We start from the raw sequence: 13,526 nt of genomic DNA on the forward strand, positions 1-13,526 counted from the left end.
CGTAGCGCATGGATCAGGCGCGGCGATACCTAGATGCCGGCCAGGTGGCCATGCAATCCAGCAGACCATGAACCATGGTCACCACAATGCCAAGGCCGATTTTCCTGCCCCAGTGCATCACTGGGTGTTCCGTGCCGCATCGGGCCATGCGGCGGGTGCGCGGTGCAAGGGTCCGGCCGGCAGATGCCAGCGCATGCGTGCTTCGCCGACCGTTACCGGGGCAAGCAGGCGTCGGGCCGGCCCCCATGCCGTCGCCTCAAGCTCAAAGGCCAGATCGGCGCTGGTTTCCGGGGCCAGCGGTGCCGGCGGTGGGTCGATGTCGGGGGCATCCATCAGCAGCTTGGCGGTGCGCGCGAGCGACACCTGGGCGCGTGCGCCGGCACCGGTCGTCAGGCGTTCGGCCAAGCCTCGCAAGGCCGCAGCAGCCAACAAGTAGCCGGTGCCGTGATCCAGCCCCTGTACCGGCAGCGGAACCGGCTTGTCCTTGCCTGCCCAACGCATGCCGGCCTCGGCAATGCCGCAGCTCATCTGCACCAGGCTGTCGAAACCGCGTCGTGCTTGCCACGGCCCCTGCCATCCATAGGCATTGAGCGACACATCGACCAAACCCGGGCAATGCTGCTGCCGCCACTCGGCACCAAAGCCCAGGTTCTCCAGCGCATCGGCGCGGTAGCCGTGCAGGAAGACATCCGCTTCCGACAACAGCACCCCAAAGCGTTCGCGGTCTGCGGCAATCGTCAGGTTCAGCTGGGTGCACTGCTTGCCCAAGGTCATTTCCGGCACCAGGCCGGGCTCGTCCCACCACGGCGGATCGATACGCAGCACTTCCGCCCCGAAACCCGCCAGAAACCGGCTTGCGGTCGGCCCGGCCAGCACACGGGTCAGGTCCAGCACCCGCAAGCCTTGCAACGGCCGTGCAGGCGTGCCGCGCCACGGCGTTCGTGTCCCTGGCAATCCATGATTCCACAGCACCAGCGGGTCAGCACCCACCGCGATGCCCTGCGGATGGGCCAGCCATGCGGCGTGATCCCGCATGGCTGCCGCACAACCGCCCGCCTGAACCACCGCAGTTTCCAGCGCGTCTTTGTCCCACTGCGCCACTGACTCCGCCATGGTGTCGTAGCTGCGGCAGTCACCCAATACGCGCTTCGCAGCACGGCGGTGATGCGGGGCGTTGGTGTGCAGGCGAATCCAGCCGTCACGGGTGGGATAGTCGGCGGCAAGCTCGTCGCGCGCCGATGGCGGCGTCCAGTTCTGCGGGCGCAAGGACATGTCGAACCAGAACGACGCCAGTCGTCCATCCACCTTGACCTGCGATGCCATGCCGCCTTGCGCTTCGATCACCTCGGACAAGGCCAGTGCAGCCGATCCGACCGTGGCTTGCGCAAGCATAGACACCGGGAACGCCGACGGCAGACCCCCGGCCAGTGACAGTGACACATCATCGAGGCGCGCAGCATCCCCGCGCATGGCTTGCCAGATCTCGGGCAGGAAGATATCGGTGCGTGCGTCGGACATGCGGGGCTCCAGATCAGGAACACGAATCAGGGACAGTAATTCAGGACAAAAATCAGGAACACATTAGCGGAAACTCGACACCCGCGTCGGCAGCGCATGACGGCACACGACCGGCACACCATTTGCTGTCCCACCGACGGAGTCTTTTTTCATCAGGAGAGCAGCATGCCCGAGAAGAAAACCGTTGCCGCCGCGAAGCAGGACAAGCGCGCCGGCAAGTCCGCTTCGACCCAGGCCGGCGAGTTCGTGAAGGAACAGATCGACCACATTCGCGAAGGCAAACATGGCGCGCGCAACACCGAGCAGGCGATTGCGATTGGCTTGTCTGAAGCACGCCGCGCCGGCGTGAAAGTCGCCGCACCGTCAAAGCGCCCGGCGCCTGCCAAACGTGCCGAGGGCGAGAAGACACGCAAGAAAGCCAACACTGACCTCAAGCGCGGTGAACAACCCACCATGCGCAAATCGCCGACGCGCGTGCGTGCCAGTGTCCGGGCCTTGAAACGCGAAGGCAGCGCGCCCGCCTCGGGCGTGGCCTTGTCGCATCACGCCAAGCGGACGGCAAGCACCCGCACTGCAGCAGATCGTTCGGCGGCCGCCCGCAAGGGTGCAGCCACCAAGGGCGCGGCTGGCCGGTCCGAGGCCGCGAAGAAGGCTGCGCGTACACGTGCAGCAAACCGTGCCGCACAAAGCCAGGCAGCACGCTGAACTTTCATCCGATCAGGAGCACTTTCATGACGCAGAAAAAGCCAACCAAAACCGAACAGCCGGGTCAACAGCAGCAGGCGCAGGCCGATGACGTGTCGCGCGACGAACAACGCAGTCACGGCAGCGAACAGAATCGCAGCAAGAAAGACGGCCACACCAGCCAGATCGGCACCGGTGCCGATCAGCAGAGCGGGCGCAATCACGGGCAAGGGGCCCGGCGTCCGAACTGATACGCCATGTCTAACCACGCCACCGCAAATGTTGCGGTGCGTGGTATTGATGGAGATTCGCGCGCCCTCGATGGCCTATTGGTCACGAGGGCGCGCTACACTGCGGGCCGCCTCTTATGCTGTCGGTCTGCCATGTCAGGAAATCCGCCCTCGGCCGTTGCCGATTTTTTTGCCGCTTTCGAAGTAGCCAGCCAGTCGATGGAAGCTACCTTGCCGCTGCCCGGCAGCGAACAGGCCGCTGCGCCCGTGGTGGTTACCAAGGCACCGGCGGCCAAGAAACCCAGCACCACCAACAAGAAGCGCAAGAATGGGTTGGGCACGACGGGTGTCGACCTGGGTGGTCTGAATGCCGACTTGCCCTCTGCGTTTGGAAAGTAATTCGGCAAATAAGACGTTCAGCATCACAGGTCAGCCAGCGCGTTCTTCAAGCGCGCAACCAACGCCTTCGATCGCGTTCGCTCATCGAGCCTGACTGCACACGCAGGGCATCTTGCGTGAATTTCCTGCATGGAAATCAATGTATTGCGACCAATGCAATGCAGCGCGATGACCTGTCAACTATGCATACACTTTCATCAGACCGACACCCAGCGCGGTAAAGACGGCGTCGTTGCAGGCCTTTGCTGCAGTGCAAGGGATATCCGGGATATCCATGTGTATACATCGGCGCTAGCCTTGCCGGGCCATTAATTCCAGGACGAGCATGTCGACGCAAACCGCAACTCCCAATATTCCAGGTCCGCAAAGCGCCGAAGCCGATGCGGTCTACCGCAAGGTGGGCTGGCGCCTACTGCCACTGCTGTTCATCGGCTATGTCGCGGCTTATCTCGACCGCGTGAACGTCGGGTTCGCCAAGCTTGAGATGCAAAGTGCGCTGCAATTCAGCGACACGGTCTACGGCCTGGGTGCCGGGATCTTCTTCCTGGGCTATTTCATCTTCGAGATTCCCAGCAACATCATCCTGCACAAGGTAGGCGCGCGAAAATGGATCGCGCGCATCATGATCAGTTGGGGCCTGATATCGGCGGCGATGATGTTCGTCACCACGCCGATGTCCTTCTACATTCTGCGATTCCTGCTTGGGGTGGCGGAAGCAGGCTTCTTCCCCGGCATCATCCTGTACCTGACCTACTGGTACCCCGCCCATCGACGCAATCGCGCCACTTCGCTGTTCATGACGGCAATCGCGTTTGCCGGCCTGATCGGTGGCCCGCTGTCGGGCTGGATCATGCGTGACATGGCAGGCGTTGCCGGGCTGGGTGGCTGGCAATGGCTGTTCGTGCTGGAAGGTTTGCCGGCAGCAGCGCTTGGCCTGGTGGTGCTCAAGTATCTGGATGATCGCGTCAGCGAAGCCAAATGGCTGAACGCCAGCGAAAAAGCACTGATCGCGCGTGACATCGCGGCCGAGGCATCCACCAAGGCGGAAGCCAGCCCGTTGACCGTATTGCGCAATCCGCGTGTGTGGCTACTGGCCGGGGTGTACTTCTCGTTTGTGTCCGGTCTGTATGGCGTCAGCTTCTGGCTGCCGACCATCATCAAGTCGATCGGCGTTGCCGACCCCTTGCAGATCGGCCTGCTGAGCGCCATTCCGTGGTTCTTCGGCGTGGTCGCCATGTACCTGGTGGCACGCAATGCCGACCGGGTGCGCGAGCAACGCTGGCATGCGGCCATCGCCAGTCTGGTCGCGGCCATCGGCCTGGTGATCAGCGTAAGCTTCCATGCCAACCAGTTCATCGCTATGTTTGGCCTGACCGTGGCGACCATGGGCATCATGTCCACGCTGCCGGTGTTCTGGGGCTTGCCCACGGCGTTCCTGGGCGGTGCGGCGGCAGCGGCCGGGATCGCCATGATCAATTCCTTCGGTAACCTGTCGGGGTTCACCGCACCGATCATCATGGGCCGCATCGTCGATGCCACCAAGAGCACCGACATCGGGCTTTACATGCTGGCAGCCGTGCTGGTGGTGGGGGCGGTACTGGTCTTGTGTGTGAAGCCTGAAAAGGTCCAGAATATCTAAGCACTTTTTGGATTCAAGCGCAGTGTAGATCCAGGCACTGTTCCCACCGGGCACCCGTCCCATACAAACGCCGACCGCGCCTTGCCCGGTCGGCGTTTTGCATTCTGCACGCCGTTTTTACGCGCTTTTTATAGCGCCCCCGAGAACGTATATCCCGTTTTTACGCTGGTTTTCCTACGCTGCAAGCCTACGCCCGAGCCACCTGTTGTGGCTTGGCTTGCACGGGGAGCGAAGCTCCCGGGAGAACCAACGTGGACGCCGTCTACCTCATCACTTTCGCCTTCTTTGTCAGCCTGACATTCGGATTGGCGCACTTCTGCGACGACTTGCTGCAGGGAGAGCGCTCATGACCTGGCTCTACTTGCTTAGCGGCAGCGTTGCCGCCCTGCTGCTGGTCTATCTGGTGTTTGCCCTGTTCAAGCCGGAGAAATTCTGATGAACGCCGAATTTGTCGGACTGCTGGGTCTTTACCTGGCCGTCCTGTTTGTCATCGCCCCCTTCCTGGGGCGGTATATCCGCGTGGCGGTGGAAGGTGGCGGCGGAACGGGAGCCCGGTTCATGACCGCCTGGGGGCGACCGCTGGAACGCGGCTTCTACCGCCTGGCTGGCGTCAACCCGGATCGGGAAATGGGCTGGAAGCAATATGCTGTGTCGCTGCTGGCTTTCAGCGCGCTAGGCGTGCTGGTGCTGTATGCGCTGCAACGTCTGCAAGGCGGCCTGCCCCTGAACCCGGCTGGCCTGCCCGACATCTCGCCAGATTCCGCTTTCAATACCGCCATCAGCTTTGTCAGCAACACCAACTGGCAAGGCTACAGCGGCGAGGCGACCATGAGTTATCTGACGCAGATGCTGGCGCTTACCGTGCAGAACTTCGTGTCTGCCGCGACCGGCATTGCCGTGTTGTTTGCGCTGGTGCGCGGCCTGGTTCGCCATCAACTGAGCACCATCGGCAACTTCTGGGTCGATCTGGTTCGCATCACCTTGTACGTGCTGCTGCCGCTGTCATTGCTGCTAGCCGTGGCGCTGGTTGGCCAGGGTGTGATTCAGAACTTCGACGACTACAAAGTCGTGCAGACGATAGAAACCGTCAGCTACGACAACCCGCGTGTGGACGCAGTTGGCACACCGTTGAAAGACGCCCAAGGCGTTGCGCTGACCGACCCAGCCACCGCCAGCACGCAGAACATTGCGATGGGTCCGGTGGCGTCTCAGGAAGCCATCAAATTGCTGGGCACCAATGGCGGTGGCTTCTTCAATGCCAACTCTGCTCATCCGTTTGAAAATCCCACTGCATTAAGCAACTTCCTGCAGATGCTGGCGATCTTCCTGATCCCGGCTGCGCTGTGTTTCACCTTCGGAGAAATGGTTGGCAATCGCTGGCAAGGCGTGGCGATTCTGTCGGCAATGACGGCGCTGTTCGTGGTGTTTGCTGTCATCACCGGGCACTTCGAACAGCAGGCCAATCTGATGCTGGCCCAACCCGGTGTGGACGCGGTGCATTCCTCGCTGGCTCCGGGCGGCAACATGGAAGGCAAGGAAAGCCGCTTCGGCATCAGCGCCACCGCATTGTTTGCCGTGGTGACTACTGCCGCATCGTGCGGGGCGGTCAATGGCATGCACGACTCGCTGACGGCCATGGGCGGCTTGTCGCCGATGTTGTTGATGCAGCTGGGTGAAGTGGTGTTCGGCGGCGTGGGCTCGGGGCTGTACGGCATGTTGGCCTTCGCCATTCTTGCGGTGTTCATCGCCGGCCTGATGATCGGACGCACGCCGGAATACCTGGGCAAGAAGATCAACGCCTTCGACATGAAGATGATCGCCGTGGTGATTCTGGTGACGCCGCTGCTGGTGCTCACCGGCACCGCCATCGCCGTGATGACCAGTGCAGGCCAGGCCGGCGTGCTGAACCCGGGCGTGCATGGTTTCTCGGAAATCCTGTATGCGCTGTCTTCAGCCGGCAACAACAACGGCAGCGCCTTTGCGGGCCTGTCGGCCAACACGCCCTTCTACAACGTGTTGCTTGGCCTGGCGATGTGGTTCGGCCGTTTCGCGATCATCGTCGCGGTGCTGGCCCTGGCAGGGTCCATGGCCACCAAGCGCCGTATCCCGGCCGGCCCCGGCACCATGCCCACCACCGGCCCCCTGTTTGTCGTGCTGCTGATCGGTGCCGTGCTGCTGGTGGGTGCGCTTACCTACGTGCCGGCGCTCGCACTCGGCCCGGTTGCCGAACATCTTCAACCTTGATTGTCACGGAACACTGACATGAGCAAGTTCCATCATCCTGTCGCGACGACGGCCACGGCCGCTCGCGACGCTGATATGCCGTCGGCAATGCCTGCGGCCAAACCCTTCGGCCTGTTGTCCGGCGCGCTGCTGATGCCCGCACTGATCGACAGTTTCCGCAAACTTTCACCCGCTGCGCAGATCAAGAACCCGGTGATGTTTGTGGTGTACGTGGGCAGCATGCTGACCACCGTGCTGTGGATCATGGCCGTGCTGGGCGAGGCCGAAGCGCCGGCAGGCTTCATTCTGGCGATCACCATCTGGCTGTGGTTCACGGTGCTGTTCGCCAACTTTGCGGAAGCCTTGGCCGAAGGCCGTGGCAAACAACAGGCCGCTGCGCTGCGCGGTCTGCGCACCACCGTCATGGCGCGTTATTTGAAAGACTTCCGGCTTGCCGATGCCAAAGGCGCAAACGCCGATGCCTGGCGCAGCCGCACCACTGAACGTGCCTCGGCCGACCTGCGCAAAGGTGACGTGGTGCTGGTCGAAGCCGGCGGCACCATCCCTGGCGATGGCCTGGTGCTGGCTGGTTTGGCCTCGGTCGATGAGAGCGCCATCACCGGTGAATCGGCCCCGGTGATTCGCGAATCGGGCGGTGATTTCTCATCCGTCACAGGCGGCACGCGGGTCTTGTCGGACTGGATTTTCGTAGAGATCGTGTCCAACCCGGGGGAGAGTTTCCTGGATCGCATGATCGCCATGGTGGAAGGTGCCAAGCGCCAGAAAACACCGAACGAAATCGCGCTGACCATCTTGCTGGTGGGTCTGACGATTGTGTTCCTGCTGGTCGTGGCCACCTTGCTGCCCTTCTCGCTGTATGCGGTGAACGCAGCCGGTGCTGGTTCAGTGGTCACCGTGACCGTGTTGGTGGCGCTGCTGGTGTGTCTGATCCCCACCACCATCGGCGGCCTGCTGTCTGCCATTGGCGTGGCCGGCATGAGCCGCATGATGCAGGCCAACGTCATCGCCACATCTGGCCGTGCGGTGGAAGCCGCTGGCGACGTGGACGTGTTGTTGCTGGACAAGACCGGCACCATCACCTTCGGCAATCGCCAGGCCTCGAACTTCCTGCCGGCGCAAGGCGTGTCGGTGCAGGATTTGGCGCAGGCCGCACGCCTGGCCTCGATTGCCGATGAAACCCCGGAAGGCCGCAGCATCGTGGTGCTGGCCGACCGCGTGACGCAATCGCAGGCCGGGGCGGTCGATGGCGTGGCCGTGCCCTTCACTGCCCAGACACGCATGAGCGGGCTGGACCTGGGCGAGCGCGTGCTGCGCAAAGGCGCGGTCGATTCAGTGGCTACCTGGGTCATCTCGCAAGGCGGCACGGTCAGTGACGCCACCCGCCGCCTGGCCGACGACGTGGCGCGCCGTGGCAGCACCCCGTTGATGGTCAGTGACGGTGCGCGCGCACTGGGCATTGTCGAACTGAAAGACATCGTCAAACCCGATATCCAGGCGCGCTTTGGTGAGCTGCGTGGCATGGGCATCAAGACCGTGATGATCACCGGCGACAACAAGCTGACAGCGGCCAGCATTGCGGCCGAAGCCGGCGTGGATGATTTCCTGGCGGAAGCCACGCCCGAGGCCAAGCTGAAGCTGATTCGCAGTTATCAGGCTGAAGGTCGCCTGGTGGCGATGACCGGCGACGGCACCAACGACGCGCCGGCCTTGGCCCAGGCAGATGTGGCCGTGGCCATGAATTCCGGCACACAGGCCGCGAAAGAGGCCGGCAACATGGTCGACCTGGATTCCAACCCGACCAAGCTGATCGAGATCGTGGAAATCGGCAAGCAGATGCTGATGACACGCGGGTCGCTCACCACCTTCAGCGTGGCCAACGACGTGGCCAAGTATTTCGCGATCATCCCGGCGGCGTTTGCGGCGGTGTATCCGCAGTTGGGCGTATTGAACGTGATGCAGCTGACCACGCCCTCGTCGGCCATTTTGTCGGCCGTGATCTTCAACGCGTTGATCATTGTGGCGCTGATCCCGCTGGCCTTGAAAGGTGTGCGTTACCGCCCGCTGGGTGCCGCCGTGCTGCTGCGTCGCAACCTGCTGATCTATGGCCTGGGTGGCCTGCTGGTGCCCTTTGTCGGCATCAAGGCCATCGACATGATCCTGACCGTGCTGGGGCTGGCCTGAGATGCATGGGCGTGATGCTCTCATCTGATTCGGCCCAATTGCCTTGCCTCTGAAACTGTCGCGGGTGCCCCCAGGCATCCGCATCTTGAATACGGAACACTTCCATGAACAGCCCTACTCTTCCTATTCCCTCGGATGCCGGTCAACGAGGCACCCACGGTGGCACCCCCGCCCGCTTCCCCGAACGCAGCGGCGTGCTGCGCCCTGCCCTGGTCTTGTTCGCGGCCTTGACGCTGGTCACCGGCGTGCTCTACCCGCTGGCCACTACTGGCGTCGCCAAACTGATGTTTCCCTTCCAAGCCTCGGGTTCGTTGATCGAACGCGACGGCAAGGTGGTCGGATCGACCCTCATCGGCCAAGCCTTCAGTTCACCGCAATACTTCTGGGGACGCCCGTCTGCCACTGGCCCGATGCCCTACAACGCCAGCGCATCCAGCGGTTCCAACCTGGGCCCAACCAACCCGGCGCTGCGTGATGCCGTCGTGGCCAGAATCGAAGCGTTGCGCCAGGCAGACCCTGGCAATAGCGCGCAAATTCCCGTGGACCTGGTGTCGACCTCGGCCAGCGGGCTGGACCCACACATCAGTCCGGCAGCCGCCAACTATCAGGCGGCCCGCGTGGCGCGTCTGCGCAAGCTGTCGCTGGATAACGTCCATGCGCTGATCCAGGCGCACACCGAACGGCCCCTGATCGGTATATTGGGCGAGCCGGTGGTGAATGTGCTGACGCTGAATCTGGCGCTGGATGAAGCGAAGCAGCAATAAGCGGCGTGGTAGCTGGGGTTAGGAGATCCAGCCAAATCCGCCCATGCTTGATTTTTCCCCGGCCTGATATTTTCATTCGCATCCAACCACGATGGCCTCAACCAGCCCCGACCGCCCCGACCCTGACGCCTTGCTCGAACACCTGAACGCCGCCGACCGCAACGCGGCGCGCGGCAAGCTGCGGGTGTACTTCGGTGCGTCGGCGGGCGTGGGCAAGACCTACGCCATGTTGCAGGCGGCACGCGCCCAACACGCGGAAGGCCGCGACGTGGTGGCCGGCATCATCGAGACCCACAAACGGCGCGAAACCGAGGCGCTGCTGGTCGGCCTGCCTGTGCTGCCGCGCAAGCAGATCAGCTATCGTGGCCACACGCTGGAAGAATTCGACCTGGACGCTGCGCTGACGCGTGCGCCGTCCTTGATTCTGGTGGACGAGATGGCGCACTCCAACGCGCCGGAATCCCGCCATGCCAAACGTTGGCAAGACATCGAAGACCTGCTGGCGGCCGGCATCGACGTGTGGACCAGCCTGAACGTGCAGCACCTGGACAGCCTGAATGACGCGGTCAGCGGCATTACCGGTGTGCGCGTCTGGGAGACCGTGCCCGACACGGTCTTCGATGCGGCCAACGAGATCATTCTGGTCGATCTGTCGGCCGATGAACTGCTGCGCAGGCTGAAAGAAGGCAAGGTCTATCTGCCCGAACAGGCCCGTCATGCAGCAGGCAATTTCTTTCGCAAGGGCAATCTGTTTGCGCTGCGTGAACTGGCCCTGCGCCGCACGGCCGAACACGTTGACGATGACGTGCTGGAATATCGCCAGGACCGCTCGATCGATGCCGTGTGGCGCACCCGCGAAGCGGTGGTTGCCTGCCTGGCGGGCGACGCCGATGCCGACTACGTGGTGCGCAATGCGCATCGCCTGGCGCAGCAGCTGGAATGCGAGCTGCATGTGATCACCATCGAAACCTTGCGCGTCAAACCGCAAGGGGATGCTGCCCACGACCGCCTGCAAAGTGCGCTGGCGCTGGCCGATTCATTGGGTGCTCGCACCGAGACCCTGGCAGGCGGCGACATGGTAGATGCCGTGGTGCGTTACGTGCGCCGGCACAACGTCACCAAAGCGGTTGTCGGGCGCGGGCGCGCCGGTCGCTCGCCGGTGCTGCGCTGGTCCTTGTCGGCCTTGTTGTCAGCGGTGCTGGCACCCGGTTGGATCTGGCACCGCCATAGCTTTGCTGACCAGTTGGCAGCGGCCTGCCCCGGCATGGACGTGATCCGGCTGGGTGCCCCCACGGTTGCTGCCGCGCCCATTCCGCGCCGCGATCCCAGTACCGTGAACAACACGCCCGCGCCCAAGGCAGGCAAAAGCTGGGCTGCGTATGCGTGGGCGCTGCTGTACTGCGCCGTGGCCACCGGCTTGTCGGCGCTGGTCTTCCCGATCCTGCATCAGACCAACATCGTGATGCTGTTTCTGCTGGCGGTAGTCGTCGTTGCATTGCGCCACGGGCGCGGCCCGGCCGCCTTGGCTGCACTGATCAGCGTAGGTTTGTTCGACTTCTTTTTTGTGGACCCGATTGCCTCGTTCGGCGTGTCGGACGTGCAGTACCTGCTGACCTTTGTGGTGCTGCTGGGCGTGGGCATGGTGATCGGCCAACTGACCGCCGGGCTGCGCATGCAGGCAGAACGTTCGGTCAAACGCGAGGCCGATGCACGGGGCTTGTACGAATTCGCGCGCGAGCTGTCGTCGGTGCTGATGCCCGAACAGATCGTGGACTCTGCCGCCACCTTCATCCACGCCGCCTTCGGGTCGCGCTGCGCCTTGTACATCCTGGGGCCAGATGATCGACTGAAGCTGGCATCGCGTGAAGACAATGGCATGCAGGCGCTGGAATCGGCGCTGGCGCAGTGGGTCTACGACCACGGGCAGGCCGCAGGTGCAGGCACCAACACCTTGTCGAACAGCCCCTTGCTGTACCTGCCTTTGAAGGCACCCATGCGGGTGCGCGGGGTGCTGGCAATCGAGACGCCAGCCGGTGAATCGCTGGCCCGCCCCGATGCCCGGCGTGAACTGGAAGCCTATGCCACCCTGATCGCGATCGCGCTGGAACGTCTGCACTACGTGGAGGTTGCGCAGCAGGCGCTGGTCAATGTGGAATCGGAAAAGCTGCGCAATTCGGTGCTGGCCGCCGTGTCGCACGACCTGCGCACCCCGTTGACGGGTCTGATCGGCACGGCAGAAACCTTGATGCGCACCGCACAAGACCTGCCATCCAACGTTCAGGACGACCTGGCCCGGATGCGTGACCAGGCCCAGCGCATGCACGCGCTGGTGGTCAACCTGCTGGACATGGCGCGCCTGCAAAGCCGCGAAGCCCCGTTGCGGCGCGAGTGGCAGTCGATGGAAGAACTGGTGGGTGCGGCGTTGGCAGTCATGCGTGAGGCGCTGTTGCGCCACCCGGTGCGAATTGCCAGCTTGTCCGCGCTGCCCCTGGTGGAGTGCGACGGCGTATTGATCGAACGCGTCTTGTGCAACCTGCTGGAAAACGCCGCCAAATATGCCCCCGTCGGCAGCGCCATCCACATGGATGCGCAGGTCGATGGCGAACTGATGCGCGTATCGGTCACAGACCACGGCCCTGGTGTGCCGGAAGGGTCCGAGCGACGCATCTTCGACAAGTTCACACGTGGTGAACGTGAGTCGGCCACGCCCGGCGTCGGCCTGGGCCTGGCAGTATGCGAGGCCATCATCAGCGCGCATCAAGGCCGGATCTGGGTAGAGCGTGCGGACGGAGCCGGTGCCCGGTTTGTCTTCACGCTGCCGCTGGGCACGCCGCCTGCGATGCTGGCGGAACTGCCAGAGGATGTGGAATTGCCGAATGAACAGGCATGATGGATTGAGCGAAACTGGTCGAGCGAATCGGGCTGAACCTCTGTAAAACTGAAGACCAAGCTGACTCATAAAATTGGTGAATTACCTGGACACCAGACAGTTGGCAACACACCCGCCGAATGTCCAGGAAATGCAGAACGACGCATTGAAACGAGCACTGAAACAAGCACGGAGATCCACACAGCAATGAACACGCGGACGAGCACCACGGCGCTGGAAAAAACCGCGCCCATCAACGGTTACCAGCCCACCTTGCTGCTGATCGAAGACGACTTGAACATCCGGCGTTTCGTGCGCTCTGCATTGGAAGCCGAAGGCTGGGTGGTGTTCGAAGCCGAGACCGTCAAACGTGGCTTGATCGAAGCCGGCACGCGCCATCCTGATCTGGTCATTCTCGATCTGGGCCTGCCCGATGCAGACGGCATGACCTTGATCACCGAGCTGCGTGGCTGGACCGACGTACCGGTGCTGGTGCTGTCGGCCCGCAGCGCGGAATCCGACAAGATCGGCGCGCTTGATGCCGGCGCAGACGACTACCTGACCAAGCCTTTTGGCGTGGGTGAACTGGTGGCACGTGTGCGCGTGCTGCTGCGCCGACAGGTGCGGCTGGCGGGCGAACATTCGGCGGAAATCAACTTCGGCAACATCAACCTGGACTTGTCGCGTCGCACCGTGACCAAGGCGGGTGAACACCTGCATCTGACCGCCATGGAGTACCGGCTGCTGTCAGCCCTGGTATCACAGCGCGGCAAGGTCATGACCCATCGGGAATTGCTGCGCCAGGTATGGGGGCCAAGCCATGTGGAAGACAACCACTACCTGCGTATTTACATGGGCCATCTGCGCGGCAAGCTGGAGGCCGATCCGGCACAGCCCGTGTTTCTGCTGACGGAAGTGGGTGTGGGGTATCGGTTCGCGGGCTGACTCCAGGGGGAGCAGATTCGCTGCTCGGCTTTTACCTTTTTCTTATACAAACG

Annotated in this window: 11 protein-coding genes; 10 read left to right on the forward strand and 1 reads right to left on the reverse strand. The window is 62.9% G+C overall.

The genetic code is table 11. The features are described from left to right. Nucleotides 1-117 precede the first annotated feature (117 nt). Nucleotides 118-1,518 (reverse strand): CoA transferase, encoded by a 1,401-nt coding sequence (locus FXN63_RS17815; RefSeq protein WP_148816535.1) that lies wholly within the window; start codon nt 1,516-1,518, stop codon nt 118-120. Nucleotides 1,519-1,683: 165 nt separating this feature from the next. On the opposite strand from FXN63_RS17815, the gene FXN63_RS17820 reads away from it, so the two are divergent. From FXN63_RS17820 to kdpE, 10 genes are all read left to right on the forward strand, one after another. Further along, entirely contained in the window at nt 1,684-2,223 is a 540-nt protein-coding gene (locus tag FXN63_RS17820) for a DUF6496 domain-containing protein (RefSeq protein WP_148816536.1), read from the forward strand. Between the two features lie 26 nt (nt 2,224-2,249). Further along, a complete protein-coding gene (locus FXN63_RS17825) occupies nt 2,250-2,453 on the forward strand; it encodes a hypothetical protein (protein ID WP_148816537.1) in 204 nt (67 codons plus the stop codon). 132 nt (nt 2,454-2,585) lie between these two features. Further along, a complete protein-coding gene (locus FXN63_RS17830) occupies nt 2,586-2,831 on the forward strand; it encodes a hypothetical protein (RefSeq protein ID WP_148816538.1) in 246 nt (81 codons plus the stop codon). A 325-nt stretch (nt 2,832-3,156) separates the two neighbouring features. Next, complete coding sequence (locus tag FXN63_RS17835; protein ID WP_148816539.1) at nt 3,157-4,470, forward strand: MFS transporter; 1,314 nt, start codon at nt 3,157-3,159, stop codon at nt 4,468-4,470. Nucleotides 4,471-4,816: 346 nt separating this feature from the next. Then, the gene (gene kdpF, locus FXN63_RS17840) at nt 4,817-4,906 is read left to right on the forward strand and encodes a K(+)-transporting ATPase subunit F (protein ID WP_148816540.1); all 90 of its coding nucleotides are present in this window, start codon (nt 4,817-4,819) and stop codon (nt 4,904-4,906) included. Further along, complete coding sequence (kdpA, locus tag FXN63_RS17845; protein ID WP_148816541.1) at nt 4,906-6,714, forward strand: potassium-transporting ATPase subunit KdpA; 1,809 nt, start codon at nt 4,906-4,908, stop codon at nt 6,712-6,714. Before kdpF ends, kdpA begins: the two co-directional genes overlap by 1 nt. 75 nt (nt 6,715-6,789) lie before the next feature. After that, nucleotides 6,790-8,895: a potassium-transporting ATPase subunit KdpB gene (gene kdpB, locus FXN63_RS17850; RefSeq protein WP_148819517.1), complete on the forward strand. Its 2,106-nt coding sequence runs from the start codon at nt 6,790-6,792 to the stop codon at nt 8,893-8,895. A gap of 104 nt (nt 8,896-8,999) precedes the next feature. After that, nucleotides 9,000-9,659, forward strand: a complete 660-nt coding sequence (gene kdpC / locus FXN63_RS17855) for a potassium-transporting ATPase subunit KdpC (protein ID WP_148816542.1) — start codon at nt 9,000-9,002, stop codon at nt 9,657-9,659. Between the two features lie 91 nt (nt 9,660-9,750). Continuing rightward, on the forward strand, nt 9,751-12,549 hold the full coding sequence (locus FXN63_RS17860; protein WP_148816543.1) for a sensor histidine kinase: 2,799 nt from the start codon (nt 9,751-9,753) through the stop codon (nt 12,547-12,549). Nucleotides 12,550-12,780: 231 nt separating this feature from the next. Beyond that, the gene (kdpE, locus tag FXN63_RS17865) at nt 12,781-13,473 is read left to right on the forward strand and encodes a two-component system response regulator KdpE (RefSeq protein ID WP_148819519.1); all 693 of its coding nucleotides are present in this window, start codon (nt 12,781-12,783) and stop codon (nt 13,471-13,473) included. Nucleotides 13,474-13,526 lie beyond the last annotated feature (53 nt).

This window comes from Pigmentiphaga aceris, assembly GCF_008119665.1.
GTDB classification, from domain to species: Bacteria; Pseudomonadota; Gammaproteobacteria; order Burkholderiales; family Burkholderiaceae_B; genus Pigmentiphaga; species Pigmentiphaga aceris.

Coding starts and splice junctions, on each gene's coding strand:
- FXN63_RS17815 (WP_148816535.1), bottom strand. CDS start 1,518: ATGTCCGACGCACGCACCGATATCTTCCTGCCCGAGATCTGGCAAGCC.
- FXN63_RS17820 (WP_148816536.1), top strand. CDS start 1,684: ATGCCCGAGAAGAAAACCGTTGCCGCCGCGAAGCAGGACAAGCGCGCC.
- FXN63_RS17825 (WP_148816537.1), top strand. CDS start 2,250: ATGACGCAGAAAAAGCCAACCAAAACCGAACAGCCGGGTCAACAGCAG.
- FXN63_RS17830 (WP_148816538.1), top strand. CDS start 2,586: ATGTCAGGAAATCCGCCCTCGGCCGTTGCCGATTTTTTTGCCGCTTTC.
- FXN63_RS17835 (WP_148816539.1), top strand. CDS start 3,157: ATGTCGACGCAAACCGCAACTCCCAATATTCCAGGTCCGCAAAGCGCC.
- kdpF (WP_148816540.1), top strand. CDS start 4,817: ATGACCTGGCTCTACTTGCTTAGCGGCAGCGTTGCCGCCCTGCTGCTG.
- kdpA (WP_148816541.1), top strand. CDS start 4,906: ATGAACGCCGAATTTGTCGGACTGCTGGGTCTTTACCTGGCCGTCCTG.
- kdpB (WP_148819517.1), top strand. CDS start 6,790: ATGCCGTCGGCAATGCCTGCGGCCAAACCCTTCGGCCTGTTGTCCGGC.
- kdpC (WP_148816542.1), top strand. CDS start 9,000: ATGAACAGCCCTACTCTTCCTATTCCCTCGGATGCCGGTCAACGAGGC.
- FXN63_RS17860 (WP_148816543.1), top strand. CDS start 9,751: ATGGCCTCAACCAGCCCCGACCGCCCCGACCCTGACGCCTTGCTCGAA.